General features: G+C 63.7%; 28 protein-coding genes. 21 read left to right on the forward strand and 7 right to left on the reverse strand.

Features of this window, described 5'->3' with window-relative positions:
* The first annotated feature begins 18 nt into the window (after window positions 1–18).
* From ILT44_RS15595 to ILT44_RS15640, 10 genes are all read left to right on the forward strand, one after another.
* Complete coding sequence (locus ILT44_RS15595; protein WP_204240525.1) at window positions 19–819, forward strand: segregation and condensation protein A; 801 nt, start codon at window positions 19–21, stop codon at window positions 817–819.
* A gap of 37 nt (window positions 820–856) precedes the next feature.
* Entirely contained in the window at window positions 857–1,552 is a 696-nt protein-coding gene (gene scpB, locus ILT44_RS15600) for an SMC-Scp complex subunit ScpB (protein WP_239468287.1), read from the forward strand.
* The gene (locus ILT44_RS15605; RefSeq protein ID WP_204240527.1) at window positions 1,549–2,676 is read left to right on the forward strand and encodes an ABC transporter ATP-binding protein; all 1,128 of its coding nucleotides are present in this window, start codon (window positions 1,549–1,551) and stop codon (window positions 2,674–2,676) included. The genes scpB and ILT44_RS15605 overlap by 4 nt, the downstream gene beginning before the upstream one ends.
* Before the next feature lie 57 nt (window positions 2,677–2,733).
* Window positions 2,734–2,976, forward strand: coding sequence for a twin-arginine translocase TatA/TatE family subunit (locus tag ILT44_RS15610; protein WP_181052297.1), 243 nt, complete (start codon window positions 2,734–2,736; stop codon window positions 2,974–2,976).
* Window positions 2,977–3,049: 73 nt separating this feature from the next.
* A complete protein-coding gene (tatB, locus tag ILT44_RS15615; RefSeq protein WP_204240528.1) occupies window positions 3,050–3,613 on the forward strand; it encodes a Sec-independent protein translocase protein TatB in 564 nt (187 codons plus the stop codon).
* Window positions 3,610–4,413 carry a twin-arginine translocase subunit TatC gene (gene tatC, locus ILT44_RS15620; protein WP_204240529.1) on the forward strand — a complete coding sequence of 268 codons (804 nt, stop codon included), beginning with the start codon at window positions 3,610–3,612 and terminating at the stop codon, window positions 4,411–4,413. The genes tatB and tatC overlap by 4 nt, the downstream gene beginning before the upstream one ends.
* Before the next feature lie 99 nt (window positions 4,414–4,512).
* Window positions 4,513–5,874 carry a serine--tRNA ligase gene (gene serS, locus ILT44_RS15625; protein ID WP_204240530.1) on the forward strand — a complete coding sequence of 454 codons (1,362 nt, stop codon included), beginning with the start codon at window positions 4,513–4,515 and terminating at the stop codon, window positions 5,872–5,874.
* 3 nt (window positions 5,875–5,877) lie between these two features.
* Window positions 5,878–6,639 carry a 5'/3'-nucleotidase SurE gene (gene surE, locus ILT44_RS15630; protein WP_204240531.1) on the forward strand — a complete coding sequence of 254 codons (762 nt, stop codon included), beginning with the start codon at window positions 5,878–5,880 and terminating at the stop codon, window positions 6,637–6,639.
* Between the two features lie 16 nt (window positions 6,640–6,655).
* Entirely contained in the window at window positions 6,656–7,342 is a 687-nt protein-coding gene (locus tag ILT44_RS15635; RefSeq protein ID WP_239468288.1) for a protein-L-isoaspartate O-methyltransferase family protein, read from the forward strand.
* Window positions 7,343–7,612: 270 nt separating this feature from the next.
* On the forward strand, window positions 7,613–8,635 hold the full coding sequence (locus ILT44_RS15640) for a peptidoglycan DD-metalloendopeptidase family protein (RefSeq protein ID WP_204240533.1): 1,023 nt from the start codon (window positions 7,613–7,615) through the stop codon (window positions 8,633–8,635).
* Between the two features lie 100 nt (window positions 8,636–8,735).
* On the opposite strand, the gene ILT44_RS15645 is transcribed toward ILT44_RS15640, so the two are convergent.
* Entirely contained in the window at window positions 8,736–9,611 is an 876-nt protein-coding gene (locus ILT44_RS15645; RefSeq protein ID WP_204240534.1) for an ATP-binding protein, read from the reverse strand.
* Window positions 9,612–9,972: 361 nt separating this feature from the next.
* Here ILT44_RS15645 and yajC point away from each other — a divergent pair, with 361 nt between their 5' ends.
* From yajC to ILT44_RS15670, 5 genes are all read left to right on the forward strand, one after another.
* Window positions 9,973–10,257, forward strand: coding sequence for a preprotein translocase subunit YajC (gene yajC / locus ILT44_RS15650; protein ID WP_255549732.1), 285 nt, complete (start codon window positions 9,973–9,975; stop codon window positions 10,255–10,257).
* Between the two features lie 86 nt (window positions 10,258–10,343).
* Window positions 10,344–11,951: a protein translocase subunit SecD gene (gene secD, locus ILT44_RS15655; RefSeq protein ID WP_239468291.1), complete on the forward strand. Its 1,608-nt coding sequence runs from the start codon at window positions 10,344–10,346 to the stop codon at window positions 11,949–11,951.
* A 12-nt stretch (window positions 11,952–11,963) separates the two neighbouring features.
* Window positions 11,964–12,902, forward strand: a complete 939-nt coding sequence (secF, locus tag ILT44_RS15660) for a protein translocase subunit SecF (RefSeq protein ID WP_204240537.1) — start codon at window positions 11,964–11,966, stop codon at window positions 12,900–12,902.
* 4 nt (window positions 12,903–12,906) lie between these two features.
* Complete coding sequence (locus ILT44_RS15665) at window positions 12,907–13,293, forward strand: Mth938-like domain-containing protein (protein ID WP_204240538.1); 387 nt, start codon at window positions 12,907–12,909, stop codon at window positions 13,291–13,293.
* 1 nt (window position 13,294) lies between these two features.
* A complete protein-coding gene (locus ILT44_RS15670) occupies window positions 13,295–14,137 on the forward strand; it encodes a phytoene/squalene synthase family protein (RefSeq protein ID WP_204240539.1) in 843 nt (280 codons plus the stop codon).
* A gap of 273 nt (window positions 14,138–14,410) precedes the next feature.
* On the opposite strand, the gene trmFO is transcribed toward ILT44_RS15670, so the two are convergent.
* Window positions 14,411–15,829, reverse strand: a complete 1,419-nt coding sequence (gene trmFO / locus ILT44_RS15675) for a methylenetetrahydrofolate--tRNA-(uracil(54)-C(5))-methyltransferase (FADH(2)-oxidizing) TrmFO (protein WP_204240540.1) — start codon at window positions 15,827–15,829, stop codon at window positions 14,411–14,413.
* Between the two features lie 188 nt (window positions 15,830–16,017).
* Between trmFO and ILT44_RS15680 the strand changes: the two genes are divergently transcribed.
* Window positions 16,018–16,776, forward strand: coding sequence for an SDR family oxidoreductase (locus ILT44_RS15680; RefSeq protein WP_204240541.1), 759 nt, complete (start codon window positions 16,018–16,020; stop codon window positions 16,774–16,776).
* 68 nt (window positions 16,777–16,844) lie between these two features.
* Here ILT44_RS15680 and ILT44_RS15685 read toward each other — a convergent pair whose 3' ends face one another.
* Window positions 16,845–17,000 carry a DUF1127 domain-containing protein gene (locus ILT44_RS15685; RefSeq protein WP_204240542.1) on the reverse strand — a complete coding sequence of 52 codons (156 nt, stop codon included), beginning with the start codon at window positions 16,998–17,000 and terminating at the stop codon, window positions 16,845–16,847.
* A 535-nt stretch (window positions 17,001–17,535) separates the two neighbouring features.
* Between ILT44_RS15685 and ILT44_RS15690 the strand changes: the two genes are divergently transcribed.
* Both ILT44_RS15690 and ILT44_RS15695 read left to right on the forward strand, forming a co-directional pair.
* Window positions 17,536–18,360, forward strand: a complete 825-nt coding sequence (locus tag ILT44_RS15690; protein WP_204240543.1) for a hypothetical protein — start codon at window positions 17,536–17,538, stop codon at window positions 18,358–18,360.
* 261 nt (window positions 18,361–18,621) lie between these two features.
* Window positions 18,622–18,942: a hypothetical protein gene (locus tag ILT44_RS15695; RefSeq protein ID WP_204240544.1), complete on the forward strand. Its 321-nt coding sequence runs from the start codon at window positions 18,622–18,624 to the stop codon at window positions 18,940–18,942.
* Window positions 18,943–18,986: 44 nt separating this feature from the next.
* On the opposite strand, the gene ILT44_RS15700 is transcribed toward ILT44_RS15695, so the two are convergent.
* Both ILT44_RS15700 and ILT44_RS15705 read right to left on the reverse strand, forming a co-directional pair.
* Window positions 18,987–19,271, reverse strand: coding sequence for a porin (locus ILT44_RS15700; protein ID WP_204240545.1), 285 nt, complete (start codon window positions 19,269–19,271; stop codon window positions 18,987–18,989).
* 59 nt (window positions 19,272–19,330) lie between these two features.
* A complete protein-coding gene (locus ILT44_RS15705) occupies window positions 19,331–19,882 on the reverse strand; it encodes a DUF2231 domain-containing protein (protein ID WP_204240546.1) in 552 nt (183 codons plus the stop codon).
* Between the two features lie 186 nt (window positions 19,883–20,068).
* Here ILT44_RS15705 and ILT44_RS15710 point away from each other — a divergent pair, with 186 nt between their 5' ends.
* Window positions 20,069–21,208, forward strand: coding sequence for a GGDEF domain-containing protein (locus ILT44_RS15710; RefSeq protein WP_204240547.1), 1,140 nt, complete (start codon window positions 20,069–20,071; stop codon window positions 21,206–21,208).
* 38 nt (window positions 21,209–21,246) lie between these two features.
* Here ILT44_RS15710 and ILT44_RS31650 read toward each other — a convergent pair whose 3' ends face one another.
* Window positions 21,247–22,983, reverse strand: coding sequence for a right-handed parallel beta-helix repeat-containing protein (locus ILT44_RS31650; protein ID WP_204240548.1), 1,737 nt, complete (start codon window positions 22,981–22,983; stop codon window positions 21,247–21,249).
* A gap of 473 nt (window positions 22,984–23,456) precedes the next feature.
* Between ILT44_RS31650 and ILT44_RS15720 the strand changes: the two genes are divergently transcribed.
* Together ILT44_RS15720 and ILT44_RS15725 are read left to right on the forward strand one after the other, a co-directional pair.
* Window positions 23,457–23,867, forward strand: a complete 411-nt coding sequence (locus ILT44_RS15720; protein WP_204240549.1) for a YlcI/YnfO family protein — start codon at window positions 23,457–23,459, stop codon at window positions 23,865–23,867.
* Window positions 23,868–23,952: 85 nt separating this feature from the next.
* Window positions 23,953–24,180, forward strand: coding sequence for a DUF6894 family protein (locus ILT44_RS15725; RefSeq protein WP_204240550.1), 228 nt, complete (start codon window positions 23,953–23,955; stop codon window positions 24,178–24,180).
* A gap of 130 nt (window positions 24,181–24,310) precedes the next feature.
* Here the strand turns inward: ILT44_RS15725 and ILT44_RS31725 are convergent, their stop codons facing one another.
* A complete protein-coding gene (locus tag ILT44_RS31725) occupies window positions 24,311–26,440 on the reverse strand; it encodes a hybrid sensor histidine kinase/response regulator family protein (RefSeq protein WP_204240551.1) in 2,130 nt (709 codons plus the stop codon).
* Window positions 26,441–26,476 lie beyond the last annotated feature (36 nt).

Consider the following 26,476-nt stretch of genomic DNA (forward strand, 5'->3'; position numbering starts at 1 on the left):
AGTAGTTGAGTACCATCCATGGCAAAGCCCTTACCCTTCGAAGATATCGAGCTGAACGAGCGGGCCGAGAGCGAGCCCGCTCTGCTCGTCGACGTGGACGGTTTCGAAGGGCCGCTCGACCTCCTGCTCGAACTCGCCCGCCGCCAGAAGGTGGACCTTCACCGCATCTCGATCCTGGCGCTGGCCGAGCAGTACATCACCTTCATCGAGGCGGCGCGGCGCATGCGCCTGGAGCTGGCGGCCGATTATCTCGTGATGGCGGCGTGGCTCGCCTATCTCAAGTCGCGCCTCCTGCTGCCCGAGCCGCCGAAGGGCGAGGAGCCGAGCGCCGAGGACCTGGCCTCCGCCCTGGCCCTGCGCCTGCGCCGCCTGGAGGCGATCCGCGAAGCCGCCAAGAGGATGGGCGAGCGGGCCTGGCTCGGCCGCGACGTCTTTGCCCGCGGCGCACCGGAGCCGGTGATCGTCAACCGGGATTCCCACTACGAGGCGAGCCTCTACGACCTGCTCAAGGCCTATGCCCAGCAGCGGCAGATCCAGTTCAATTCCAGGGTTTCCCTGCACAAGCGGAATGTCTGGTCCCTGGTCGAGGCACGGGAGGCCCTGGAGCGCCTGGTCGGCCACCTGAGCGATTGGGTGACCCTCGACACCTATCTCGTCGAATACATGGTCGAGCCCGCCATGCGCCCGACGGTTCTGGCCTCGGCCCTGTCCGCCACCCTGGAAATGGTGCGCGAGGGCAAGCTCGCGATGCGACAGGACGAGGCCTTCGCTCCGGTCTGGGTCAAGCCCGTCGCCGACTCGGCCGAGGCAGGAGTTTAGGATGCTGCCCGAGATGCAGGAAGAAGCCACCGAGATGATGGAAGGCGAGGCCTCAGAGGTCAGCCAAGGATCCGATCACGTGCCCGATCACGGCGAGGCCATGCGCATTGCCGAGGCGCTCCTGTTCGCATCCGCCGCGCCCTTGAGCGCCGAGGAGCTGAGCGGGCGCCTGCCGGAAGGCGCGGATGTGGAGAGGATCCTTCAGGACCTGAGCGAGCTTTATGCGCTCCGGGGCGTCAACCTGGTCAAGGTTGCGGGGAAATGGACCTTCCGGACGGCGAGCGACCTGTCCTTCGTGCTCGCACGCGACGTGGTCGAGCAGCGCCGGCTGTCCCGCGCGGCCATGGAGACCCTCGCCATCATCGCCTATCACCAGCCGGTGACGCGGGCCGAGATCGAGGAGATCCGCGGCGTCGCCACCTCGAAGGGCACTATCGACCTGCTCCTGGAGACGGGCTGGATCCGCCTGAGGGGGCGCCGGAAGGCGCCGGGGCGCCCCGTCACCTACGGCACGACGCCGGCCTTCCTCGAGCATTTCGGGTTCGACGCCATCGAAGACCTGCCGGGTCTCGAGGAGCTGAAGGGTGCGGGCTTCATCGAAGGCCGCGTTCCCTCCGACTTCTCGGTGCCGATCCCCTCCGATGCCGATGCCCTGCGCGAGGACGAGGATCCCCTCGACGACGATCTCCTGCAGCCCCTGGACATGCACCAGACCGAGGCCGGCGAGGAATGACGGACAGGCCTGCCGGAGGCCCGGCCCGCGACCGGTTTCGACTGCCCCGCTGGGGCCAGCGCGGCACCGCCGGCGCGTCGATCCCTGCCCAGCTCACCTTCGAGAACATCGTCCAGGTCTATGGCAGCCAGCGAGCCCTGGACGGCGTCTCGCTCACCATCGAGCCGGGAGAGATCGTCTGCCTGCTCGGCCATTCCGGCTGCGGCAAGACCACCCTTTTGCGCATTGCCGCCGGAGTCGAAGCTCCGACCTCCGGCCGGGTGCTCATGGACGGCTTGGAGGCGAGCGGGCCGAGGGCCTTCGTGGAGCCGGAGCGGCGGGGCATCGGCCTGATGTTCCAGGATTATGCCCTGTTCCCGCACATGACGATCCTGCAGAACATCATGTTCGGCCTGAAGGATCTTTCGGCGTCGGAGGCCGGCGTCGCCGCTCGCCGGGCCCTGTCCCGCGTGGGCCTCGAGCACTACGCAAGGGAATATCCGCACACGTTGTCGGGCGGCGAGCAGCAGAGGGTGGCGCTGGCCCGTTCCATCGCGCCCCGTCCCGGCGTGCTGCTCATGGACGAGCCTTTCTCCAACCTCGACCGGCGCATGCGTGACGCGATCCGCGACGAGACCGTCGCCATCCTGAGGGAGACCGGGGCCACCACCATCGTCGTGACCCACGATCCCGAAGAGGCCATGCGGATCGCCGACCGGATCGTGCTGATGCGGGCCGGCCGGATCATCCAGCAGGGGGAAGCCGAGGAGATCTACCGGCAGCCGGCCAACCTCTTCGCAGCGCGGTTCTTCTGCGACTTCAACGAGCTTGAGGGCGTGGTCCGCAACGGACAGGTGACCTGCCCGGTCGGCGTCTTTCCGGCGCCGCATCTCGAGGACGGACCTGCCATCGTCTGCGTGCGGCCGCAGGGCTTGAAGCTGAAGCCCGCGGGCTTCTGCCTGCCCGGCCGGGTGGTCTCGCGCCGCTTCCTCGGCGAGGTCGATCTGGTCCATATCGACGTGCAGGGCGTCGATCGTCCGCTCCAGGCCCGTCTTCACGATCCCGTTGGCGTGAAGGAGGGACAGGACGTGGGCATCGAGGTCGATACGAAGGATGTCCTTGTTTTCGCCGCGTCCGACGCATAGGTTGGCGGCAAGTTCATATCGAAGAGCCGCGCCTACCAGGGCGCAGGAGGAATTGCCATGGGTGGCACGAGTATTTGGCACTGGATCGTTGTCGGTCTGATCGTCGTCCTGCTGTTCGGACGCGGCAAGATCTCCGACATGATGGGCGACGTCGCGAAGGGCATCAAGGCCTTCAAGAAGGGCATGTCGGAAGACGATACCCCGGCAAAGCCGGTTCAGCCGTCCGAGCCGGTTCGCACCATCGACCATCAGAACGGCACGACCACCACGACCGTGACGACGGATCACAAAGTCGGTTGAGCATTGCGGAGCAGCCACGTTCGTGGCTCGGCAGTATGCGTGAGTACCTAAAGGGCAGGTTCGAGGCCGCGTCATGTTGGACATGAGCTGGGGTGAGATCATGGTGATCGGCGCCGTTGCGCTGATCGTGATCGGCCCGAAGGATCTGCCGAGGGCCCTGCGGACCGTGGGTCAGGTGACCGGCAAGCTCCGCCGCATGGCGGCGGAGTTCCAGGGGCAGTTCAACGAGGCCATGCGGGAAGCCGAACTCGACGAGGTCAAGAAGCAGCTCCAGAGCGTCAACGACTCCGTCTCCTCGGTGGGCAACACGAATTTCAACCCCATCCAGACCCTTCGGGACGAGTTGAAGACCTCCATCGAGGCGCCAGTGACGGCTCAGGAGAACGCGCCCGAGCCGGAGAGCATCTCCGAGGCTGCCGAGGCGACGCCTCTGGCGCCTTCCGATGCTACGGTGCAGGCCGTGGTGGAGGGACGCGAACCGGCACCCCCCGATCCGCTGGTAGACCTGCCGCTCCCTCCAACCGTTGATCCCACGACGGAGATCGCCGAGTCCCTGCGGCGCGAGGCGGAGTACGAGGCCCAGCAGGCCGCTCTCGCTGAACAACTCTCAGAAAAACCGGACGCGAAAGTCGGATGACAACCGCCGTAGAACAGGATGAGGTCGAGGCCTCGCGCGCGCCTCTGATCGAGCATCTGACCGAGCTGCGCTCCCGTCTGATCAAAGCGCTGGTTGCGTTCGTCGTGCTGTTCTTCGTCTGCTTTGCCGGCGCGAAGTACATCTACAACGCGCTGGTCTGGCCTTACGTCCTCGCCGTCGGCTCGCCCGAGAGGGCTCACCTCGTCTACACCCATGGTCTGGAATACCTGTTCACCCAGATCCAGGTCGCGGCCTTCGGCGCAGGCTTCCTGGCCTTTCCGGTGATCGCCGTTCAGATCTACAAGTTCGTGGCGCCGGGCCTCTACAAGAACGAGCGCCGGGCCTTCGTGCCCTATCTGGTGGCGACGCCGGTCCTCTTCGTCATCGGGGCGGCCTGCGTGTATTTCATCGCCATGCCGCTCCTGATGCGTTTCTCGGTCGGCATGCAGCAGCTTGCGACCGACACCAGCCCCTCCATCGAGTTCCTGCCGAAGGTCAGCGAGTACCTGTCGCTAATCATGACCCTGATCTTCGCCTTCGGCATCTGCTTCCAGCTTCCCGTGATCCTGACCCTGCTCGCCCGCGCCGGGATCATCGATTCGCAGTTCCTCAAGGACAAGCGGCGCTATGCCGTCGTCATCGTCTTCGTGATCGCCGCGGTTCTGACCCCGCCTGACGTGATCAGCCAGTTCGCCCTTGCGATCCCCACCCTGCTTCTTTACGAGGCATCCATCTTCTCCGTCATCATGGTCGAGAAGAAGCGTGCGGAAGCTGAGGCCGCGCGCGCGGCAGAGGAGTAGGGCCAGCAGCTCTACACACCGGCCGCCATCCTCGGCACACGTTGTAGGAGCGGTCTTGTCGAAGGGGCAGGGCCGCTTGTTGAAGCAGGTCCTCACCCCATGCACGACATCCGTTCCATCCGCGAGAATCCCGCGGCTTTCGACCAAGGCCTCCGGAACCGGGGCATGGAGCCCCTGTCCGCGCAGCTGATCGCCCTCGACGATCAGCGCAAGAACGCCATCTCCGCCCTGCAGGCCGCCACCGAGCGCCGCAATGCCCTGTCCAAGGAGATCGGCCAGGCCAAGGCGAAGAAGGACGAGGCGCGGGCGCAGGAGCTGATGGCCGAGGTCGCCCGGATCAAGGAAACGATGCCGGAGCTGGAGGAGGCCGAACGTGTGGCTGAGAGAGCCCTGTTCGAAGCCCTGTCTGCAATCCCCAACATTCCTAAGGAAGGGGTGCCTGTCGGCGCCGACGAGCATGGCAATGTGGAACGGCACCGCGTCGGCACGCCTCGCATGTCGAATAGCGCCAAGCAGCATTTCGAGATCGGCGAGGCCCTCGGCCTGATGGATTTCGAGACGGCGGCGAAGCTCTCGGGCTCGCGTTTCGTCGTGCTCAAAGGTCAGCTCGCTCGTTTGGAGCGGGCGCTCGGTCAGTTCATGATCGACCTGCACACCACCGAGCACGGCTACACGGAAGTGAACCCGCCGCTGCTGGTGCGCGACGACGCCATGTTCGGCACGGCGCAACTGCCCAAGTTCGAGGACGATCAGTTCTGGGCCTTCCCCGGAAATTCGCTTGAGCAGGTCGTTGCGGCTGCGCTCGAAGGTCAGCCGCGCGACGCGATCGGCAAGATGATCAAGGATATGCGCTACGGCATGATCCCGACCGCGGAGGTGACCCTCACCAACCTCGTGCGCGAACAGATTCTCTCCGAAGAGGAACTGCCGCTGCGGTTCACCGCGCTCACCCCGAGCTTCCGCGCCGAAGCCGGTTCTGCCGGCCGCGACACGCGCGGCATGATCCGCCAGCACCAGTTCGTGAAATGCGAACTCGTCTCGATCACGACACCCGAGACTTCGGCCGACGAGCATGAGCGCATGCTGGTGAGCGCCGAGAACGTGCTGAAGAAGCTGGAACTGCCGTTCCGCACCATGACGCTGTGCACCGGCGATATGGGCTTCTCCTCGACCAAGACCTACGACATCGAGGTCTGGCTGCCGGGGCAGGGGATGTATCGCGAGATTTCGAGCTGCTCCGTCTGCTCGGACTTCCAGGCTCGCCGCATGAATGCCCGCTATCGCGCCGCGGGCGAAAAGCAGCCGCGCTTCGTGCACACGCTCAACGGCTCCGGTCTCGCGGTCGGCCGCACGCTTGTCGCCGTGCTGGAGAACTTCCAGAACGAGGATGGCAGCGTCTCGATCCCCTCAGTACTCCAGCCCTACATGGGCGGTCTCACCCGCATCGAGCGTCAGGCCTGAAGCATGCGCATTCTCTGCACCAACGACGATGGCATTCATGCTCCAGGGCTCAAGACCCTGGAGGCCATCGCCCGCAACCTGTCGGACGATGTGTGGGTGGTCGCGCCCGAGACGGATCAGAGCGGCGTGGCTCACTCGCTCTCGTTGAACGACCCATTGCGGCTGCGCGAGATTTCCGAGCGGCACTTCGCCTTGAAGGGCACTCCCACCGACTGCGTGATCATGGGCGTGAGACACCTCATGCAGAACGCCAAGCCCGACCTCGTGCTCTCCGGCGTGAACCGGGGGCAGAATGTTGCGGAGGACGTGACCTACTCCGGCACGGTGGCGGGAGCCATTGAAGGCACGATCCTCGGCGTTCCTTCCATCGCGCTCTCCCAGGCCTATGGTCCGGGCACGCGCAATGCGCCGCGCTGGCACTGCGCCGAGCATCACGGTCCCAAGGTGGTCCGCAAGATCCTCGAGGCCGGGATCGACAAGAGCATTCTCGTCAACGTGAACTTCCCGGATTGCGAACCGGAGGAGGTCGAGGGAACGGCGCTCGTCAACCAGGGCCAGCGCACGCAGGAACTCCTGCGCCTCGACGAGCGCCGCGACGGACGCGGCAATCCCTACTTCTGGATCGCCTTCGAGCGCCGCCCCTTCACGCCGGGCAACGGCACCGATCTCTGGGCCATCGCCAACCGGCGCATCGCGGTCACGCCGCTGCGCATCGACATGACCGACGAGCCGACCCTGACCCGCTACGCACAGGCCTTCGGCTGATGAGGGTATGGGCGTGATGAACCAGGATCTGCCCGACCTGCCCGAGGCGGACGATGCCCACGGCGAGCAGGCGGCGATCGGGGCCGCGTCGTTCATCCTTTCCTTAAGGGCGAAGGGCATTCGGGACACGGCTCTCCTGCGGGCCATGGAGCTCGTGCCGCGGGAGGTCTTCGCCCCGCGCCGCTTCACCGATCTCGCGCGGACCGATGTCGCCCTGCCTTTGCCCTGCGGCCAGACCATGACCGGACCTGCTACGGTGGCCGCGATGCTCCTGGCGCTCGGCGTTCAGTCCGGCCAGCGGGTTCTGGAGGTCGGCACGGGCAGCGGCTACGTGACGGCGCTCCTGGCGAGGCTCGGGGCGGAGGTGACCTCCGTCGAGCGCTTCAACACCCTGGCGGCTGCGGCCGCCCAGCACCTCAAGATCGTCGAGGCGGGCAGGGTCCGCCTGGAGGTGGGCGACGGACTTGCCGTGCGGGTACGGGATCGCTTCGACCGCATTCTGCTCAATGGGGCGCGTCCTGAAATCCCGGAGACCGTGACCTCCCTTCTCGGACCCAGCGGTCGTCTGGTCGGTGCGCTGACCATGGAAGGCATGCCGCGCCTTGTGAGGATCGAGCGCGACGTCGAGGGTGAGGTGACGCAGAATCTCGGTGCGCCCCTGCGGATTTCCCCTCTGGTCACCGGAATTGCGGCAACTCTCTAGCGCATCGTGAGGGGACCCGAAGGGCCGCACGGATGCGCCAGCTAAAATAAGGAGCATCGGACGGGTCTAAAAGTGCAAATCCACTTTTAGGTCCGATGCTCGCCCGAATCGAAAATTTTCGGACAGGGTTACGACAAAGTACGCGCCGTCAACCGTTGCTTAACCTGAACAGGCTTTTAATGGCTTCATCGAGTTGCGTTCGGTTGGGGTTGAGTGATGCGGTTGCGTGTGAGTTCTGGGCATTGGGCGGCGGTGTCTCGGATCGCTCTGGTGGGTTTGATCGGCAGTGCCGCGGCTGCCTGTAGTACCGACAGCGCGCGGTTATCGGGGAACCCCTTCTCCAACCCCTTCGCAGCCAGCGAGCGGGTGGATGGCGGCGCCTCCTCCCCGTCGCAGGCTCAGGCCTCTCCGTCCTACGCTGCGGCTCCGATGCCGACCGCTCAGGTCCAGGCGCAGGCCCTGCCTCCCGTGCAGTCGCAGCCTTCCCGCATCGCCTCGGCTCCAGCTCCGATCCAGCCGCGTCCGGTTCCTGCGGTTCAGACCGCATCAGCCCAGCCTGCCGCACAACCCAAGTTCCGCCTGGTCGACACATCAAAGGTGCCGGCCGCTACGACCCCGGTCGCTGCAGCAGAGCCGGCACGGCGCGTCCGTCCTGGAATGACGACGGCGCAGGCTCCGGCTCCCGCTGCCCCCGCACCCGCCAAACCGGCGCCGATGCAGGTTGCATCCGCCACGAACGAGCCGCTGGTCTCTGCTCCGAAGCCGCTCGTGTCCGCTCCGAAGCCGGTCGCAGAGCAGCCCAAGGTCGCAGCCCTGACCCAGCCTGAATCCGTGAAGCCGATGACGGTTCAGCCGATTGCGCCGGCTCCGCAGCCAGAGGTCGCCAAGGCCCCGGCGCCGGAGCCCGAGGCGACTGCCAGCGTGTCGGGCGACTTCCGCTGGCCCGCTCGCGGCCGCGTCATCGCCGGGTTCGGCGCCAACGGCGGCAACGAGGGCATCAACATCGCGGTTCCCGAAGGCACCCCGGTCAAGGCAGCCGAAGCCGGCACAGTGACCTACGCCGGCAGCGAGGTGAAGGGCTATGGCAACCTCATCCTGGTCAAGCACGAGAACGGCTATGTTTCGGCCTACGCCCATAACGGTTCCCTCAACGTGAAGCGCGGCGAGCAGGTGAAGCGCGGTCAGGTGATCGCGACCTCCGGCCAGACCGGCAACGTGACCTCGCCTCAGCTGCACTTCGAGATCCGCAAGGGCGCGCAGCCCGTCGACCCGATGAAGTATCTCGGCGGCTGATCAGGCCAACAGTTTAGGTCGGCTTTCGACTTTCGAGGCCGATCGAATGAGGGGACGGTGGAGCTCAGCCACCGTCCCTTTGACGTTTCAGGTGATCTTGTCAGATCGCCTTGCCGAGCCGGCCGGCCAGATCCTGGATGAACTGCCAGGCCGTGCGGCCGGAGCGGGCGCCGCGGGTGGTGGCCCATTCGAGGGCCTCGGCGCGGACGGTGTCGCGGTCCGCCTGCAGGCCGAGATGGTCGACATAGCCGAAGACCATGTCGAGATACTCGTCCTGGCTGCATTTGTGAAAGCCGAGCCAGAGGCCGAAGCGGTCGGACAAGGACACCTTCTCCTCCACTGCCTCGCCCGGATTGATCGCGGTCGAGCGCTCGTTCTCCATCATGTCGCGCGGCAGAAGGTGCCGGCGGTTGGACGTGGCGTAGAAGATCACATTGTCGGGCCGCCCTTCGATCCCGCCCTCCAGAACGGCTTTGAGAGACTTGTAGGAGGTATCGTCCGCGTCGAAGGAAAGGTCGTCGCAGAAGACGATGAAGCGGTGCGGGTCGGCCCGCAGCAGGCCCATGAGATCGGGAAGGGTCTCGATGTCCTCCCGGTGGATCTCGATGAGCTTCAGGGGGCGGGAATCGGCAGGCCTCGTGTGGTTGATCTCCGCATGGACCGCCTTGACCAGGGACGACTTGCCCATGCCCCGGGCGCCCCAGAGGAGGGCGTTGTTGGCCGGCAGCCCCCTGGCGAAGCGTTGGGTGTTCTCCGCCAGCTGGTCCCGCACCCGGTCGATGCCGCGCAGAAGGCTCATCTCGACCCGGTTCACCTTGGGCACCGGGGAGAGCTTTCGACCTGCCGCCTGCCACACGAAAGCATCGGCAGCCGTCAAATCGGCGTGAGCCGCACCGACAGGGCCCAGCCGCTCCAGGGCATCGGCAATGCGCGTCAAAAGCGCCAGGGTTTGGGGAGAATTGAGGTCTGCGGACATCTCGGGCTCGGGCGAAAAAGGGCGGAAGGGCACTGCTTAGCGCAGAAAGCGCTGAAGGGTCCACCGAGCGGCCTTTGGAAATCCGAGCATCGGACCCAAAAGTGGGGACCACTTTTGGGCTTGATCCGATGCTCCCTTCTTGGAAAGGCACATCGTCGGGAGCGGAAAACCGGGGCCACTTTTCCGCACGATGTGCCTGCAACTTCATTGATTTCGTGGAGTCGATGAGTATAGTCCGCCACGCTTTGAATCCCGTCCGGCGCGGGTAGGCCTGAAAAGTGCCTGCCTCGCGCCTTTATCCATGGAGAGCCGCTTGTTCATTTCACCTGCCTACGCACAAGGGGCCCCCGCGGGGGGCGGAATGGAGATGATCCTTCAATTCGTGCCGTTCATCCTCATATTCGTCATCATGTGGTTCCTGATAATCCGGCCCCAGCAGCGCCGGGTGAAGGCGCACCAGGAGATGATCAAGAACGTGCGCCGCGGCGATACGGTCGTCACCTCCGGCGGCATCATCGGCAAGGTGACCAAGGTGGTCGAGGACTCCGCCGATGTCGAGGTCGAGATCGCCGATGGCGTGAAGGTGAAGGTGGCTCGCGCCATGATCTCCGAGGTCCGCTCCAAGAGCGAGCCGGTCAAGGCCTGATTGAGACAAGCCGGCCCTTCCTCAACGGATGGGCCGGTCCGCCGCAGCAGAATGCGGCAGAGTGCGTGAGAAAGGTTGAGCTGACGATGCTGCGCTTCTCAAGATCGAAGATCATCGCCACGGTGGGGATCATCGTGATCGGCCTGCTCCTGGCGGTTCCGAGCACCATGACCCGCGAGCAGCGTCAGGCTTATCTGAATGCCATCCCGAGCTGGGTGCCATCCTGGATCGTGCCGTCCCGCGCCATCGTGCTGGGCCTCGACCTGCAGGGCGGGTCCCATGTTCTGCTCGAGGTGGATGCCCAGGATCTGATGCGCACGCAGATCACGAGTCTGCGCGACGACGTCCGCCGCATTCTGCGCGATACCCGTGTCACGTCCCAGAACGGCATCCAGACCGTTCAGCGCGGCGTGCAGATCCGTGTTCCGGATGCGGGCGATCGCGAGCGGCTGCTGCCGCGCCTGCGGGAGCTGGCGCAGCCCGTCGGCAATGCGGTGCTGGGCCAGACCGGCAACAACGCCATCGAGATCAACACGACCCCGGACGGCGTGATTACGCTGACCTACACTGAGGCGGGCATCAACGAGCGCGTCCGCCGTGCGGTCGACCAGTCCATCGAGGTCATCCGCCGCCGCGTGGACGCCACCGGCACGACTGAGCCCAGCATCCAGCGTCAGGGCGCCGACCGTGTGCTCGTCCAGGTTCCTGGCCTCCAGGACCCGCAGCAGCTGAAGGCGCTGCTCGGCGAGACCGGAAACCTCGAGTTCCGCCTGCTCGCCCAGGCAGGCGCGACCGATGTGGACATGCTGCCGATGCAGGACGCGGGCGGCCAGCGTGTTCCCGTCGAGCGCCGGATCATCGCCGAGGGCGGCGACCTGACCGATGCGCAGCCTGCTTTCGACAGCCAGACCAGCCAGCCCATCGTCAATTTCCGCTTCAACATCCGCGGCGCGCAGCGCTTCGGTCAGGCGACCACGGAAAACCTCGGCCGTCAGCTCGCCATCGTTCTCGACAACCAGGTGATCTCGGCGCCGACGATCCAGTCGCCCATCACCGGCGGTTCGGGCCAGATCTCCGGCAGCTTCACGGTGGAGCAGGTGAACAACCTCGCCGTGCTGCTTCGCTCCGGTGCGCTTCCCGCCAAGCTCACGATCGTCGAGGAGCGCACCGTCGGCCCCGGCCTCGGACGTGACTCCATCGAGGCCGGCAAGATGGCCACCTATGTGGCCGGGATCTTCGTCGTGATGTTCATGTTCGCGACCTATGGCGTGTTCGGTCTCATCGCGAATATCGCGCTGCTCGTTCACGTCGGCCTGATCTTCGGCCTCATGTCGGTGCTGGAGGCAACGCTCACCCTGCCAGGCATCGCGGGGATCGTGCTGACCATCGGCACGGCGGTGGACTCGAACGTGCTCATCTACGAGCGCATTCGAGAAGAGGTGCATGCGGGGCGGTCCATCGTCTCGGGCATCCAGGCAGGCTTCGACCGGGCTTTCGCGACCATCGTCGACTCCAACAGCACCATGGCCATTGCGGCGGTGATCCTGTTCTTCCTCGGCTCCGGTCCGGTGCGCGGCTTCGCGGTCGTTTTCATTCTTGGCATCCTGACGACGGTGATCACCGCCGTCACCCTGACGCGCATGATGATTGCGCTCTGGTATCAGTGGATGCGCCCCAAAGTTCTTCCGTTTTAAGGAGTTAGTCTCGTGCGCCTCGTACGCCTTTGGCCCGAAAACTCCCATTTCGACTTCATGCGCTTTCGGCGCTTCTCGTTCCCGCTGTCGGCCCTGGTCTCGGTGCTGACCGCGTTGATGCTCCTGACGATCGGACTCAACTTCGGCATCGACTTCAAGGGCGGCACGCTCATGGAGATCCAAGCCAAGTCCGGCCAGGCCAATGTCGCTCAGATCCGCCAGACGGCCGAGAGCTTCGGCTTCGGCGATGTGGAGGTGCAGGAATTCGGCACGGCCGGCGAGGTTTCGCTGCGCTTCCCGATTCAGTCCGGCGGCGAAGCGGCACAGACGGCCGTGGTGCAGAAGGCACGCGACACCTTCAGCAATGAATACGATTTCCGCCGGGTCGAGACGGTCGGTCCGCGCGTGTCGGGCGAACTCGTCCAATCCGGGACCATCGGAATCGTGCTCTCGGTGATCGCGGTTCTCTTCTATCTCTGGTTCCGGTTCGAGCGCGAGCTGGCGGTGGCGTCCATCATCGGCACGCTGCACGACATCGTGCTGACCATCGGCTTCTTCGTGATCACGCGGCACGAGTTCAACATGACCTCGATCGCGGCGATCCTGACGATCGTAGGCTATTCGCTCAACGAAACCGTGGTGGTGTTCGACCGAACCCGCGAGCTGATGCGCCGCTACAAGACGATGCCGGCGGAAGAGCTGTTGAACCTGTCGATCAACACCACCATGTCCCGCACGATCATGACGGCGACCACCACGGCGCTTTCGCTTCTGGCGCTGGTGCTCTTCGGCGGACAGGCGATCCAGGGCTTCGCGCAGGTCATGCTCTACGGCGTCGTGATCTGCACGTATTCGGCCATCTGCATCTCGTCTCCCATGCTGATCTATATCGGTCTGCGCGGTTCGGAGAGTGTGAAGGTTCCGGAGGGCAGGGCCGCCGCAGCGGAGTAAGCTCATGAGCTCTGGCCGCCTCTACGACGGGTTCCTGCCGGGCCGCTACCAGTTCGATGCCTATGGCAATGGCGGGTTTCGCTTCGCGGACATGTCCCATCGCGGCTCTCTGCTGGCTCTTCCGTCAGGGGTCAGAGCCTGGCCGGTCACCTCCGTGGCCGACCTGACCGACGACGTGCTCGATCCGATTTTTGCCGAGGGCGATGCGCTCGAACTGCTTCTCCTCGGCACAGGCGTCGACATCGCCGCCATTCCGGCGGCTTTCAGGACGCGCTTCCGCGAGGCAGGAATCGGCCTCGACGTGATGCAGACGGGAGCCGCCGCACGGACCTACAACATCCTGCTCGCGGAGAACCGCAAGGTCGGCGCCGCCCTGATCGCCGTCCCTTAAGATGGCGGAAGCAATCTCCAACTTCGCGCATTGCGAAGCGCTCGTGCGTGAGGCGGACCCGGACCGCTACTGGGCGAGCCTCTTCGCTCAGGCCGAGAAACGGCCGCATCTTTACGCGCTCTATGCCTTCAATTTCGAGATCGCCCGCGTTCGCGAGGCGGTGCGCGAGGCGCTCGTCGGCGAGATCCGCCTGCAATGGTGGCGCGATGCCCTGCAGGGGGAGGCGCGGGGCGACGTGCGGGCGAACCCCGTGGCTGCGGCGCTCGACGACACCATCGTCCAGTTCCGGCTTCCCCGGCAATCGTTCGTCGACATGATCGATGCCCGGATCTTCGACCTCTACGAGGACCCGATGCCGAGCCTGAACGACCTGGAAGGTTACTGCGGCGAGACCTCGTCCAGCCTGATCCAGCTCACGAGCCTCGTGCTGTCGGACGGCTCGAACCCCGGCACCGCCGACGCGGCCGGTCATGCAGGCGTCGCCTATGCCATCACCGGGCTTCTGCGCGCTTTCCCGATCCATGCCCGGCAGGGGCAGGTCTATGTGCCGGCGGATATTCTTAACAAACACGGAGTCGTGCGCGATGACATCGTGACCGGGCGCGGCGGGCCGGGGCTCCAAGGCGCGCTCGCCGATCTGCGCGCCATCGCCCGCAGGCATCTGCAGCAGGCGCGCGCGCTCCGCCCGACCATTCCCGATGCCGCCAAGCCGGCCTTCCAGCCGGTTGCGCTCGTGGAGCCTTATCTCAAGGCGATGGAGCGGCGCGACTACGATCCGTTCCACACGGTGGTGGACATCCCGCAATGGCGCCGCATCTGGGCGCTGTGGCGTGGGCCGTTTTAGAGGCCTGAGCACTCTTCAGCCTCATCCCGGACGGAGCGCAGCGGAGATCCGGAATCGCAAGACCATTAAAGCACTGTCATCCCGGGGCCGCGCAGCGGAGCCCGGGATCTATAGCCGCTGGCGCTGCAGAAAAAGGCGCAACGCTGATCGCCTCTTCTTGAGACGTCATGGTTATGGATCCCCGCCTTCGCGGGGATGACAATGTTGAGGTTCGAGAACCAAATACTCAAAGCGATCCTGGATCGCCTTACGGCGTCCGGGATGGCAGCGCGCTTACTCCGCAGCCTGAGCCAGCGCGCCGCCCGACATCCACGCCGCCAGATCAGCCCGGGCCCGGTCGGTCAGCGCCTTCTTCCTGGCAGCGGCCTTGGCCGGTCCGCGCAGGCGCTTGCCGTCTTCAGCCTTCGGAGCCTGCGCCAAGGGTGGAAAGAGGCCGAAATTGACGTTCATCGGCTGGAAGGAGCGCGGGCCCTCGTCGATGGTCTCGATGTGCCCGCCGGTGATGTGGTTGATCAGGGCACCCAGCGCCGTGGTGTGCGGCAATGGCTGGATGGGATGCCCCAGCCGCTCGGCGGCGGCGAAGCGTCCGGTCATGAGGCCGACCGCCGCGCTCTCTACATAGCCCTCGCAGCCGGTGATCTGGCCGGCGAAGCGCAGGCGCGGCATGGCCTTGAGGCGAAGCGTCGGGTCGAGGAGCTTGGGCGAGTTGAGATAGGTGTTGCGGTGGATGCCGCCGAGGCGCGCGAACTCGGCGTTCTCCAGGCCGGGGATCATGCGCAGGATCGCGCTCTGGGCGCCGTATTTCAGCTTGGTCTGGAAGCCCACCATGTTGAACAGGGTGCCGAGCGCATTGTCCTGGCGCAGCTGCACGATGGCATAGGGCTTCTTGTCAGGGTTGCGCGGGTCGGTCAGGCCCACCGGCTTCATGGGGCCGTGACGCAGGGTCTCGCGGCCGCGCTCGGCCATCACCTCGATGGGAAGGCAGCCGTCGAAATAGGGGGTGTTGGCCTCCCATTCCTTGAACTCGGTCTTGTCTCCGGCGATCAGCGCGTCGACGAAGGCTTCGTACTGCTCCTTCGTCATGGGGCAGTTGATGTAATCCTTGCCCGTGCCGCCCGGGCCGACCTTGTCGTATCGCGACTGGAACCAGGCCACGTCCATGTTGATGGAATCGCGATAGACGATGGGCGCAATGGCGTCGAAGAAGGCGAGTGACGTCTCGCCCGTGAGCGCGAGGATGGCCTCGGCGAGCGCCGGCGAGGTGAGGGGGCCGGTGGCGATGATGACGGAGGACCAATCCTCCGGCGGCAGGCCGGCAATCTCACCGCGCTCGATGGTGACGAGCGGGTGCGCTTCAAGAGCCGCCGTCACGGCGTCGGAGAAGCCGTCGCGGTCGACAGCCAAGGCGCCGCCGGCGGGCACCTGATTGGCATCGCCCTTCGCCATGATGAGCGAACCTAAGGAGCGCATCTCCTGATGCAGCAGACCGACCGCATTGGTCTCGGGATCGTCCGAACGGAAGGAGTTGGAGCAGACGAGCTCGGCAAGCCCTTCCGTTTTGTGCGCGTCGGTGCCGCGCACAGGGCGCATCTCATGAAGCACGACGGGAACGCCGGCTTGGGCGATCTGCCAGGCCGCTTCCGAACCGGCGAGGCCGCCGCCGATGACGTGAATGGGTTCGATGGTGCTCATGGTCATTCTCCCGAGCGGCTTTGTTGACTCCCTCGGGAGCCCTGGTCAAGCTGAGCCGGTTTAGCATCGGACCCAAAAGTGGTGTCCACTGTTGGGTCCGATGCTCATTTAAACTGACGCATCGTTCTTGTGGAAAAACCGGTACCCACTTTTTCGCACGATGCGCTTATGGAAAGGCTTTGAACGCCATGCAATCCAGGCGCCCCGTCGTCCTTATTACAGGCGGAAGCCGCGGCATAGGGGCTGCGGTGGCGCAGCTTGCGGCAGCCCGTGGCTATGACGTCGCCGTCACCTACAGGTCCGAGCGCGAGGCCGCCGAAGAGGTGCTGGCCGTATGCCGTGCGGCTGGTGCGAAAGCTGTGGCCTGCCAGGGCGATGTCGCCGTTGAGGCCGACGTGGTTCGCCTCTTCGACGAGGCCGAGGCCGCCCTGGGTCCGCTGTCGCATGTGGTCAACAACGCGGGGATCACGGGCAAATCCAGCAGGCTGGCGCAGGCCTCCTCGGAGGCGATCCGTGCCTGCATCGACATCAACGTCCTCGGCGCCTTGTGGGTGGCGCGCGAGGCCGCCCGGCGACTGCCGAAAAGCCCGAGCGACACCGCGAGGACCATCGTCAACATCTCGTCGGTGGCGGCGTCCCTGGGCAGCCCCCATGAATATGTCTGGTATGCCGCCTCAAAGGGCGCCATCGATTCCCTGACGATCGGGATGGCGAAGGAACTGGCGGCCGAGGGGATCCGGGTCAATGCGGTCTCGCCCGGCATGACGAAGACCGACATCCACGAGCGCAGCACCCAGGATGCCGGACGCCTCGAGAGGCTCCGGCCCCATATCCCGCTCAACCGGATCGGCGAGCCGGAGGAAATCGCCGAGGCCGTGCTCTTCCTGATGTCGGAGGCGGCCTCCTACATCACCGGCGCCAATATTCCCGTCTCGGGCGGGCGCTGAAGGCCTGCAGACAAGCGAAAGCCCGCCGGAGGGGCGGGCTAGGGCTTTTGTTGCAATGCAACAGAAACTTACGCGATAGCGTGCTGGCGAGCGACGTTCTCGATCTGGAAGCGGGAGATGCCGAGATCGTCGAGTTCGCGGTCGGACAGCAGCGAAAGCTCGCGGACGGTTTCGCGATAACGCAGGTAAGTGCGGACTTTAGAGAGAATGTAAGACACGAACATGGGGAACTCCTGATCAGTGGCCGGCCCCTGTGACCGGCGGCCTTTGTTCTTGCGTTTGCAGTGCGGATATAAGTGTGTGCAGTGCCGAAGAGGAGTGGTAATAATGTAGGGCTGTTATGCTTTAGTAGCATAACGGGCTAACGCTGGGTTAACACTGGTGCTTAGCAGACATGGCTTCCGAAGGATCTCGGCCATGGCCTGAGGAGCCTCGCGGAGCAGCCCCTGCAAATGGCCCAGCTCCCAATCTCGCTTCCGATCCGGCGCCGCCGGTTCAGAGCACGAAGAAGTCGCTTCTCGTGAGATCAGGGCTTGAACTCAGTTGAAGAAGGGCCGCGGCTTATGAGGGAGCGTAGGTTTACGTTTTCGGATAACCCGTCATCGGTTTGAGGGAGCGTGTCGCGGGGGGGCGGAAACTTGAACAAATGTTCATCTTCCATCGTGCCCGCCTATAATTTGGACCTTACTTTAGGTTGGCCGGAACAGTCTTCGCGGGGCGACGTTCATATCGCACCTTTACAGTAATGGAGATGTTTGCGTGAAGAAGATTGCTCTTGGAGCCGCCCTTCTCTTGCTGAGCAGCGCGGCCTACGCCCAAACCTCGACCCAGACGAATACCAACACGACATCCCAGTCGCAGTCGTCTTCCGACTCGAACAATGTGCTGCGCAACCAGTCCGGAAGCAGCAATCGAGCCCAGACCGAGACGACAGGTGCGACCCGCAGTGAGGTTTCGGGAACGCAGACCAACGTCCGCACCCGCCAGGAAGGCGGAACCCGCGTGGGTGTCGGCATCGAAACCCGTGAACGGACCGGCGTGTCCGTTCGCTCGCGCACGGTGCGTGAGATCGACGAGCCCAGCGTGTCCGTCACCCGCCGCCGCAGCGTGACCACCTATGAAGAGCCGGATACGGAGGTGCGCCGTACGGTGATCAAAAAGAAGCCCACCAAGAAGGTGGCCGTGAAGAAGACGAAGAAGAGCAACAAGGTCGTCATGAAGAAGCGCCGCTACCAGGTTGTCGACGAGCCGGTGGAGGTTCGCCGTCGGACCGTGCGTCGTTATGAAGAGGTCAACGAGCCGAGCGTTTCCGTCAATCGCCGCACGACGATCCGCCGGACGCAGGACACCTCGCCGAGCGTCGGAATCTCGGTTGAGCAGCGCCGCTCCAACGACGTGAATGTTTCGACCAGCCGGACGCGTTCGAGCGCTCCCGAAACGACCGGCACCGTCTCGACCCGCAGCCGGACCGATGTCAACGGCAGCGCGAGCGGCAACACGTCGAACGCGGGCGCCAGCTCCACGACAATCCGCCCGCAGCAGGGTGGCGCCTCGTCTGGCGGCAGCACGAGCACCAGCCAGTAAACCGAGTCATCAAGGCAGAGGAGAGGGGCCGGTATCCGGCCCCTCTTTGTGTTACGGCCGACGTTCAAGACCAAGATCTTTGATAATCTGAAGATTTATTCAGGAAAGCAGCGTCTAATTCGAAAGTAGATGTGAGAGGAAGGTCGACCCAAGTCGCGATTCAAGTCGATCCTGATTTCGATGGGATTAGATTATTCTGCCGTTTGCTGGAACCGTTCTTGCGGATAATTTTTATCTACGAAACTGTTCTGGAGAAGATCCATGAAGAAGATCCTTGTGACGATCAGCGTCGCCCTTCTGGCAGCCACGTCCTTTGCCGGTGCCGCCGACGCGCGCCCTGGAAAGGGCAAGGGCCATGCCTATGGGCATTATAAGCACCAGAATGCGCAGCGTTACGTCGTGCAGCGGCGCAACAATAACAATGCCGCCATCGCAGCGGGTGTGACGGGCGCCATCCTCGGTGGTGCGCTTGCCGCGCAAGCCCGCCCGGCCTACCGCACCTATGAAAGGCCTGCCTATAGGACCTATGAGGCTCCGAGGCGGACCTATTACCGCGAAGAGTATTACGACGACGGCTACTAAGCTCGCCGAACCGGGGCGCCTTATGGCGCCCCTTTTTCTACGCTCTACCGATCAAGATTTCCGACGGCGATGACGGCTCGAAAGGGGCCATATTCGGTCTGCTTTCTGATATCGAGCTGCACGCGCCCGCCTGCCCGGGTTTGGAATGAGTCCGCAGCCCGCAGCCGCGTCGTACCGGCAAGCGCATCGGCGCGGACGCGACCGCTGATCCGCACACAGGTGTCCGAGGCCTGGAGCATGGCAAAGCCGGGAGGGCAGGAGGAAGCAGCCTGCGCCTGGCCTGCCAGGGCAAAGCCGAACAATGCAAGGATTGCCGGAGAGTGCTTCATGATGAACCGGAGCTTAGCCGCCCCGTTCCCTGGCAGGCAAGGAAAGAGTGCAGAGTCTGTCAGAGTCTGTCCGATCCACTCCGGCGGCCATATTGCGCGGCAACGTCCGGCCGGTCGACCTCCACATGGAACTGCTCGGCCTTGGGGCTGTAATCCTGGATCGCGCCGATGCCATAGCGGTAGGCCAACTCGCCGCCGAGCCAGCCGCTGAAGAACAGCAGGGCCGTCTGAAAGCCGGACAGCCAGATACCCCAGCCCTGCACCCCGGCGGCCGGATCGTCGAGGCGCACTCCGACATTGACCAGGGCCAGTGCGACGACCACGAGATTGGCCACCATGTGCGCCCAGGAGACCCAGATATTCCGCACCCGGTCGATGGTCACGAAATCGATCATGCCGGGAACAGCAGCGACGAGAGCCGTCACGATGCCGGCGATCAGCAGCCAGTAAGAGCCTTGGGCCCAGAACGGGTCCTGGGTCACGATAAAGGCGATATCGGTTCCGAAGGCTCCGATCAGGAAAGCAACGGGAAAGACGATCAGCATGTGATGAAGCGGGTGCCCGGCAATGGCCGCCGTGCTCTGCACCCCATGACGATGATAACGACCCATGGACATGGCTCCTCTAGCACCAGGTTTCAGAAAAAATGCTCCGGCTAAGCTTTCGTTCCGGGGCGGCAAGACGCTCATCTCAGAAGATGGTGCTGGACAATCAGGCAACGATGGGGGATAGCGTGGCCCGCATTCCGCAGGGGAATGGCCTGTGGGATCCATCTCTGCGGTCGTCTGACCGAACGCATGACAGCCGCTCCGATGGTCCTTGATCCCGCCACCCTCACTGTCGCCTTCATCCTGCTGTCGGCCGTGCTCGGCACCTTGCTGATCTTCTCATGGACGCTGAACCGCAGGCTGAACGCCATGGCCTGGTGGGGGAGTGCCTTCTGGCTGATCGCAATCGGGATCGGGTGGGCCAATCTCGGCAAGGGACCGCCAAGCTATGCGGTTCTTCTGCTGGCGAACAGCTTGGGGATTCTGTCGTACGGCGCGCTCTACGTGGGTTGCCGGGTCTTCAACAAGCGCCGCGGGATCCTTCTGCCCGGTGGGCTGGGGCTGATCGTATGGGTGTGTGCCTTCCCGTTCATCCATCAGTCGCAAGGATACAGGCTCATCCTGGCTTCCCTGCTGACGGGCGTCTACGCCGCCTTGTCCGCCTGGGAGCTGAGGCGGCACGCAATACAGGCGCTCGCCTCTCAGCGCGTGACGGTCATGCTCCTGGCCAGTCTCGCGGTCTTCAACCTCCTCCGCGGGCTGCTCGGCATCTCCCTCACCTCCGTGCCCTGGATCGACACCTTTGCCCGCCGCTGGTCCTCGGAGATGGCGCTGTTCCTGGTGGTCTTCGGGCCGACTCTCGCCTTCATGTTCCTGTCCATGGCGAAGGAGCGTCTGAAATTCGAGTACAAGCAGGCGGCCCTCGTCGACGATTTGACCGGCATACCCAACAGACGGGCCTTTCTTCAGGCTGCATCCAAACTGCTTGACCGTCTGAACGGCCGACCTGCCAGTTGTCTCCTGTTCGACCTCGACAATTTCAAGGCGATCAACGACCGCTATGGCCATGCCGCCGGTGACCGCATCCTCTGTGTCTTCGGAGATCTTCTGACCAAGAATCTGCCGAGGGGAGCCTTTGGCAGACTAGGCGGAGAGGAGTTCGCGGCGATCCTCCCCGTTGGGGTGCAGGATGCTGCTGAAGTGGCGGAAAAGATCCGCCATGCCTTTGCCGCAGCTGGGATGGCCGCCCTCGGATCCGACGAGGAGGTGACCGTCAGCGTCGGCTGTGCGACCGCTCCCACGACGACGGCCGAGGATTTGCTCCGGCGGGCGGACCACGCCCTTTATCGCGCCAAGGAGAGCGGTCGGAACCTGGTCGTGGCGGCGTGAAACTCGTCTCCGTTGATTGCTTGTGACGCGCCTGTCGCTCAGATCACGAAGAGTTCGTTGTGGGTCAGCGCGAGGCCTGGTTTGAACTTGGCGAATTCCACGGGTCTGGCTGCTCCCGAGCCGTCCGGATCGTACGACAATATGCCCGTTTTCTTGTTGTAGTTGATGTAGTCGTTCGAGTCCTTCGGTCTGTTCCCGGCATTGAAGAAATCCGCATCCAGCTTGTGGGGCCTGCTGGCGCTGCCGGGACCGAGTTTTCGGAAGATGGCATTGTCGAGCCAAATCGAGTCATCCCTCACGGAATATTGGGTGACGGTGTCGAAATTGACCTTCCGGTCCGTGGTGGCTGATCCGAGTCTCGTGTCGAAGACGAAAACGTCGCGACCCGTATCGCCACTCAAGGTATCGTTCTTGAGCCCCCCATAGAGCCGGTCGTTGCCGGCGCCGCCGAAGAGCCAGTCTTTTCCGTCGCCGCCGTAGAGTCGGTCGTGGCCTCCATCGCCAGAGACATAATCGTTGCCGCCCAGGGCCCTGATCGTATCGTTGCCGGAACGCCCGCTCAGATCCTCGTCAAATCCGGTGCCGCGGAAGGCGTTGGGTCCGGCTGTTCCGATCCATTTCTGGACCGAGGTGGAGATGGCTCCCGCGTCCATTCCGGAGATGACGTTGCCGGAGAGGACGATGTGAGTGGGCCCTGCGACCGTGTTCGTCGCCTCCTCACGAATCCCGTAGCGGGCGTCGATGGCGCCAGCGGAATAGATGGTGTTGCTGAGGATCTGCGTATTGACGGAATAATAGGTCTGTCCCGTGGTCGCATCGACGCGCGCGCGGATGTTGATCTCGTCGAACTGGTTGTCGGCAGCCTGCGCATTGTTGAAGATGCTGCTGTTCTGAATGACGGTGTTGGTTGATCCCTCGATTCGCACGCCGCTGCTCAAATTGCCGAAAATCGTGGCGCCGTTGATGGTGACGTGGTCCGCCATGTTGAGCAGGACGCCTTCCTTGATGTTGCCGTAGTACTGGCCGCCGACGACCTGGATGTTGCTCGGCCACGGGATCGCCTCTGACCCCCGCTGCACCACCAGGCCTGTCGATCCATTGCTGTAGGCGATGTTGTTCTGAAGAAGCAGCCCGGTGGTCGTGGTGGTGATGTTGAAGCCGTGGCGATCGTTGCCGTAGGCGATGTTGTTCCGGTAGATACCGTTGACGATGTAGTCGGCGACGAAGCCGTCGAGCCCGTTGCCATGGGACACGCTGTTCTCGATGGTCAGGCGCAGGGTCTGCTCATGCGGATCGAAGCCATAGCCCGAACAGTTCATCACCTCCACCCGCGAGACATGGATGTCGCTGTCCTGCAGTGGGCTTCCGGGCCTGACACCCGTGTAGAAGCCGTCGATCTTGCCGGTCGTTGCAGCGCGGTTGCCGTCGATGGTGAGATCGAAGACCCCGACATTGGAGGTGACCTGATCGAACGGTGTGCGCACCACGCCGGTCAGGTCGCCTGCCCATCCGTCAGCCACCTTGACGACTGTCTTGCCCATGCCGGCACCCTGGAGCGCCGTGCCGCTGAGCATGGAAATGGCGCCGTCGCTTTTATCACCACTTCCTCTGACGAGAAGGGTGCCTGTCGGCAGGGCGACCGTGACCCGACCTGCGGATGGGTTCTTGAGATATTCCGCGTGCGCCGCTGCCACGGCTGCATTGATCGCGGCGGTATCGTCAATGCCATCGTTGGCAAAGGCACCGAAACTCGCGGCATTGAAAACGGTAGCCATGCGGAGATTCCCTTATCAGGAAAACAAGCCAGCATGCTTAACCGCCTTTGCAGGACTGTGAATCGGATATTTCTGAGAGCCTTATAGCATTAGGGGTACTCATCCGGGACAGTAAAGAAACCATGATTTTGCCCGAATACGCTGGGATGGCGTCTAAGACATTGACTATACAAGGCCTGTTGCAGCGCGTTACGGCACGAACCCTCGGCTCATCCTGAATGAGCGCTCGTCGGCACATGGGCGAACGAGATTGTGCCAGGGCTAGCTGCGACCTATCCCCCAAAGGCATTTTTGCCGATCATGAGGATTGCTGCCATGGAGCCGAGGAGCTCGGAAGCTGCCCCACGTCCGGAACGAAGATGTGATTGAAGAAAACTTTCGATGAATAAATGAAACTTGCGTATTACCCTGCGTTAAGCTCTCTTCTGGCAAACTACGAGGGGTTTGCTGGGACAACCACTGCGGGGGGCATCGTGACAGACGAGGAAATTGAAGCGGTTGCAGAGGAATTGGCCAAGGCGGGAGGAGTCTCGTGGTATCCGGGCCGTACACGGGGGGCGCTGCTGCGGCCCGTGAGTGAACGCTACCGGGATCGGGCGAAGCTGGCGATTGCCGCACTAGACCGGGTCAGGACCGGACGGGATGCACCCGCGGAGCCGCCGCATCCCCATGCAGAAGTCGCGGCCGGCCAGCCTGATCAACTCCAGGTAGGTACCATCGTGGTGTACCGTCCTCCCGGAGATCAGAGGGCGGTCACCTGTCGGATCGAGCGCATCGATTCGGGCCGGGCCTATCTGGTGCCTGTTCCTCGCCCGGAGATCGGCTGGGTGTCGTTGGACAACCTTCATCCTTTGGGCGAGGGGGCTGCTACGAAAGTCGAATGATCGTAAATGCCTGAAGCTCTCTTCACTTTGCCGGCAAAAGCCGTTAGCAGTTTCCATCCTGTCCGAGTGGGTGGATGGTTCTGACATGCGTTGCTTCTTCCACCTTGTGAGCAATCATGATGAGATTGTCGATGACACAGGGATCGAGGTCGACAACCTCGAGAATGCCAAAGCACAGGCTCTCCTTGCTATCGATGAATTGCGCAAGGAACTCGGTGAAGAGGTTCAGGACTGGTCCGGCTGGCGGTTGGACATCGTCTGCCCGTTAGGGACCGTTCTTTATACCACCCGGTTGACGGAAACGCTGCACTGACCGATCCAGGCCGGCTGAAGGCTACGCCGCATCTGCATTGCAGGCGCTACGCGCATCGTTGATGCGCTCATCCAAAAAGGGAGCATCGGATGGATCCCAAAAGTGCAAATCCACTTTTGGGTCCGAGGCTCTAAGCGCTCGCCTTCAAAGGGACGACGGCGAGGATGCGGTCGAGGCATGTGCTCAACTCCGCTGCGTCATAGGGCTTGCGCAGGATGGTGTAGCCCTCGTCCATGGCCGCCTGCGCGACAGAGCTGTAGCCGGTTGCCAACAGGACGGGCAGGGACGGGTGTTCCCTGCGGATGATGCGGGCCAGGTCGACGCCGTTGAGATCGCCCGGCATCACGATATCGCTGAAAACGAGATCGAAGCCGGCGCCGGGCTGAAGTGCGGCCAGGGCCGCACGGGCATCCGCAACATGCGTGACCTGAAGGCCCATTTCCTCCAGGATCGAGCGGGTGACCTCGGCGATGTCCACGTTGTCCTCGACCAGGAGGACATGGCCTTGCCCACTCCTGCGCAATGGTTCCGGCATTCGAACACTTTCATCGGCTGCGGCTTCCTGCGTGCGTGGCAGGTAGAGCGTGATGACGGTTCCTTGCCCGGGCTCGGCACTGGCCGTTGCGGTTCCGCCGGATTGCTGCGCAAAGCCATAAACCTGGCTGAGGCCAAGGCCTGTGCCCTTGCCCACATCCTTGGTGGTGTAGAACGGCTCGAAGACGCGGGGCAGCACGTCCTTGGGTATTCCGCATCCGGTATCCGCAAGACTCAAGACCACGAAGTCGCCCTTCAGGCCGATGACGGCCGGATCGCGCAAGGTCATGTTCCGCGCTTCGATCAGCAGACGTCCGCCCTGAGGCATGGCATCCCGGGCATTGACGGCGATGTTGAGAATGGCGAGTTCAAGCTCGTTGAGGTCGACCTTGGTGTTCCACACCTCGTCCTTGAGACGCATCTCGACGGCGATATCGCCGCGGAGCGATGAGCGCAGCATGTCCTGCAGCTCGTGGAGGTACCTGGAGAGGTTGACCACCTCGGGCTCGTGCGTCTGTTGGCGGGAAAAGGACAGGAGCTGTCGCACGAGGCTCGCGCCGCGACCGGCCGCTGTCTCGATGGCGTCGAGAGACCGCTTCTGCCGCTCCTCCATGGCGTAGCGCCGCAGGCGGTCCACATTGCCCTTGACCACCATCAGCAGGTTGTTGAAGTCGTGAGCGACGCCTCCGGTGAGATGGCCCACAGCCTCCAGCCTTTGCGCCTGCTTGAGGGCGGCCTCGGCGACCTCCCGGCGTTCGACCTCCGCATGGAAGCTGCGGGTGCGCCGGAGGGCAAGCAGGCTGATGGCGAACATTCCCAGGGTCGCCGGCAGGCCGAAGACGAGAAGCTCGCTCATCCGGGACCACAACTCCCGCCACATGCTGGCGGTTTCGATCCCGGTGGTGACGTAGATGGGATAGCCCGGCACCCTGCGATAGCCCACGCGCCGCTCGATGCCGTCGATCTGGGACACAGCAGTAATGAAGCCCGCCTCCTGGTTGCTTTGGATTGCCGGCAGAAGGCTGTTTCCCGAGGTGAGCTGCGGAGCCTCGTTCCCGTTGGAGGGGTAGCGGGCCAAGAACACTCCATCATCGCGGATCAGGCTGAGGGAATCGGCAAGCCCTCGCGAGATGCGCGTGTAGTAGTCCCGAAAGTGCTCGGGGCGGACGGAGACCGCCACGATCCCATCGAAGCTCTCGTCCGAACTGGGGCGGCGTTGGCTGACTACGAAAAACTTGATGTTGCCGATCTTCGCGGTAATCGGCCTGCCGATATAGGTCCCGGCATCCTGGTTGACCTGGACCTTGAAGTAATCCCGGTCCGAGTTGTCGAGGTCGCGCGGCACGGGAAGGATGGTGCTCGACACGAGCGGGTGACCGGCCTTGTCGAAAACCCAGATCGCCTCGATCTGCGGGAGCGTGTCCTGGGTACGCCGAAGCCGGCGTTGGAGACGAGCCTCGTCTGCCAGGATCTGCTCCGGCGAGAGCCCGCGCATGACCTCGTTGGTCTCGGCGATGGTACGCTCGATGGTCTGGAAAGCTTTGAGGCTATGCTCCTGAACCACGTCCAGGGCTCGCACGATCCTCTCGTCCGAATGCTGGACGATGCGCTGATAATCGTCCCAGGCCGTATAGGCAAAGAACAGGGCGGGCCCGAGCAGGCTTGCGACCAGCAAAAGCTGTAAGGGCCAGAGGACGGTACGGCTCTTCGGCGTTACGCGACCCACAAGCGGAGACCTTCCCTGCATTGCCTATCGAGACTT

The sequence above is a fragment of the Microvirga arvi genome (assembly GCF_016892765.1).
In the GTDB taxonomy this organism is placed as follows: Bacteria; Pseudomonadota; Alphaproteobacteria; order Rhizobiales; family Beijerinckiaceae; genus Microvirga; species Microvirga arvi.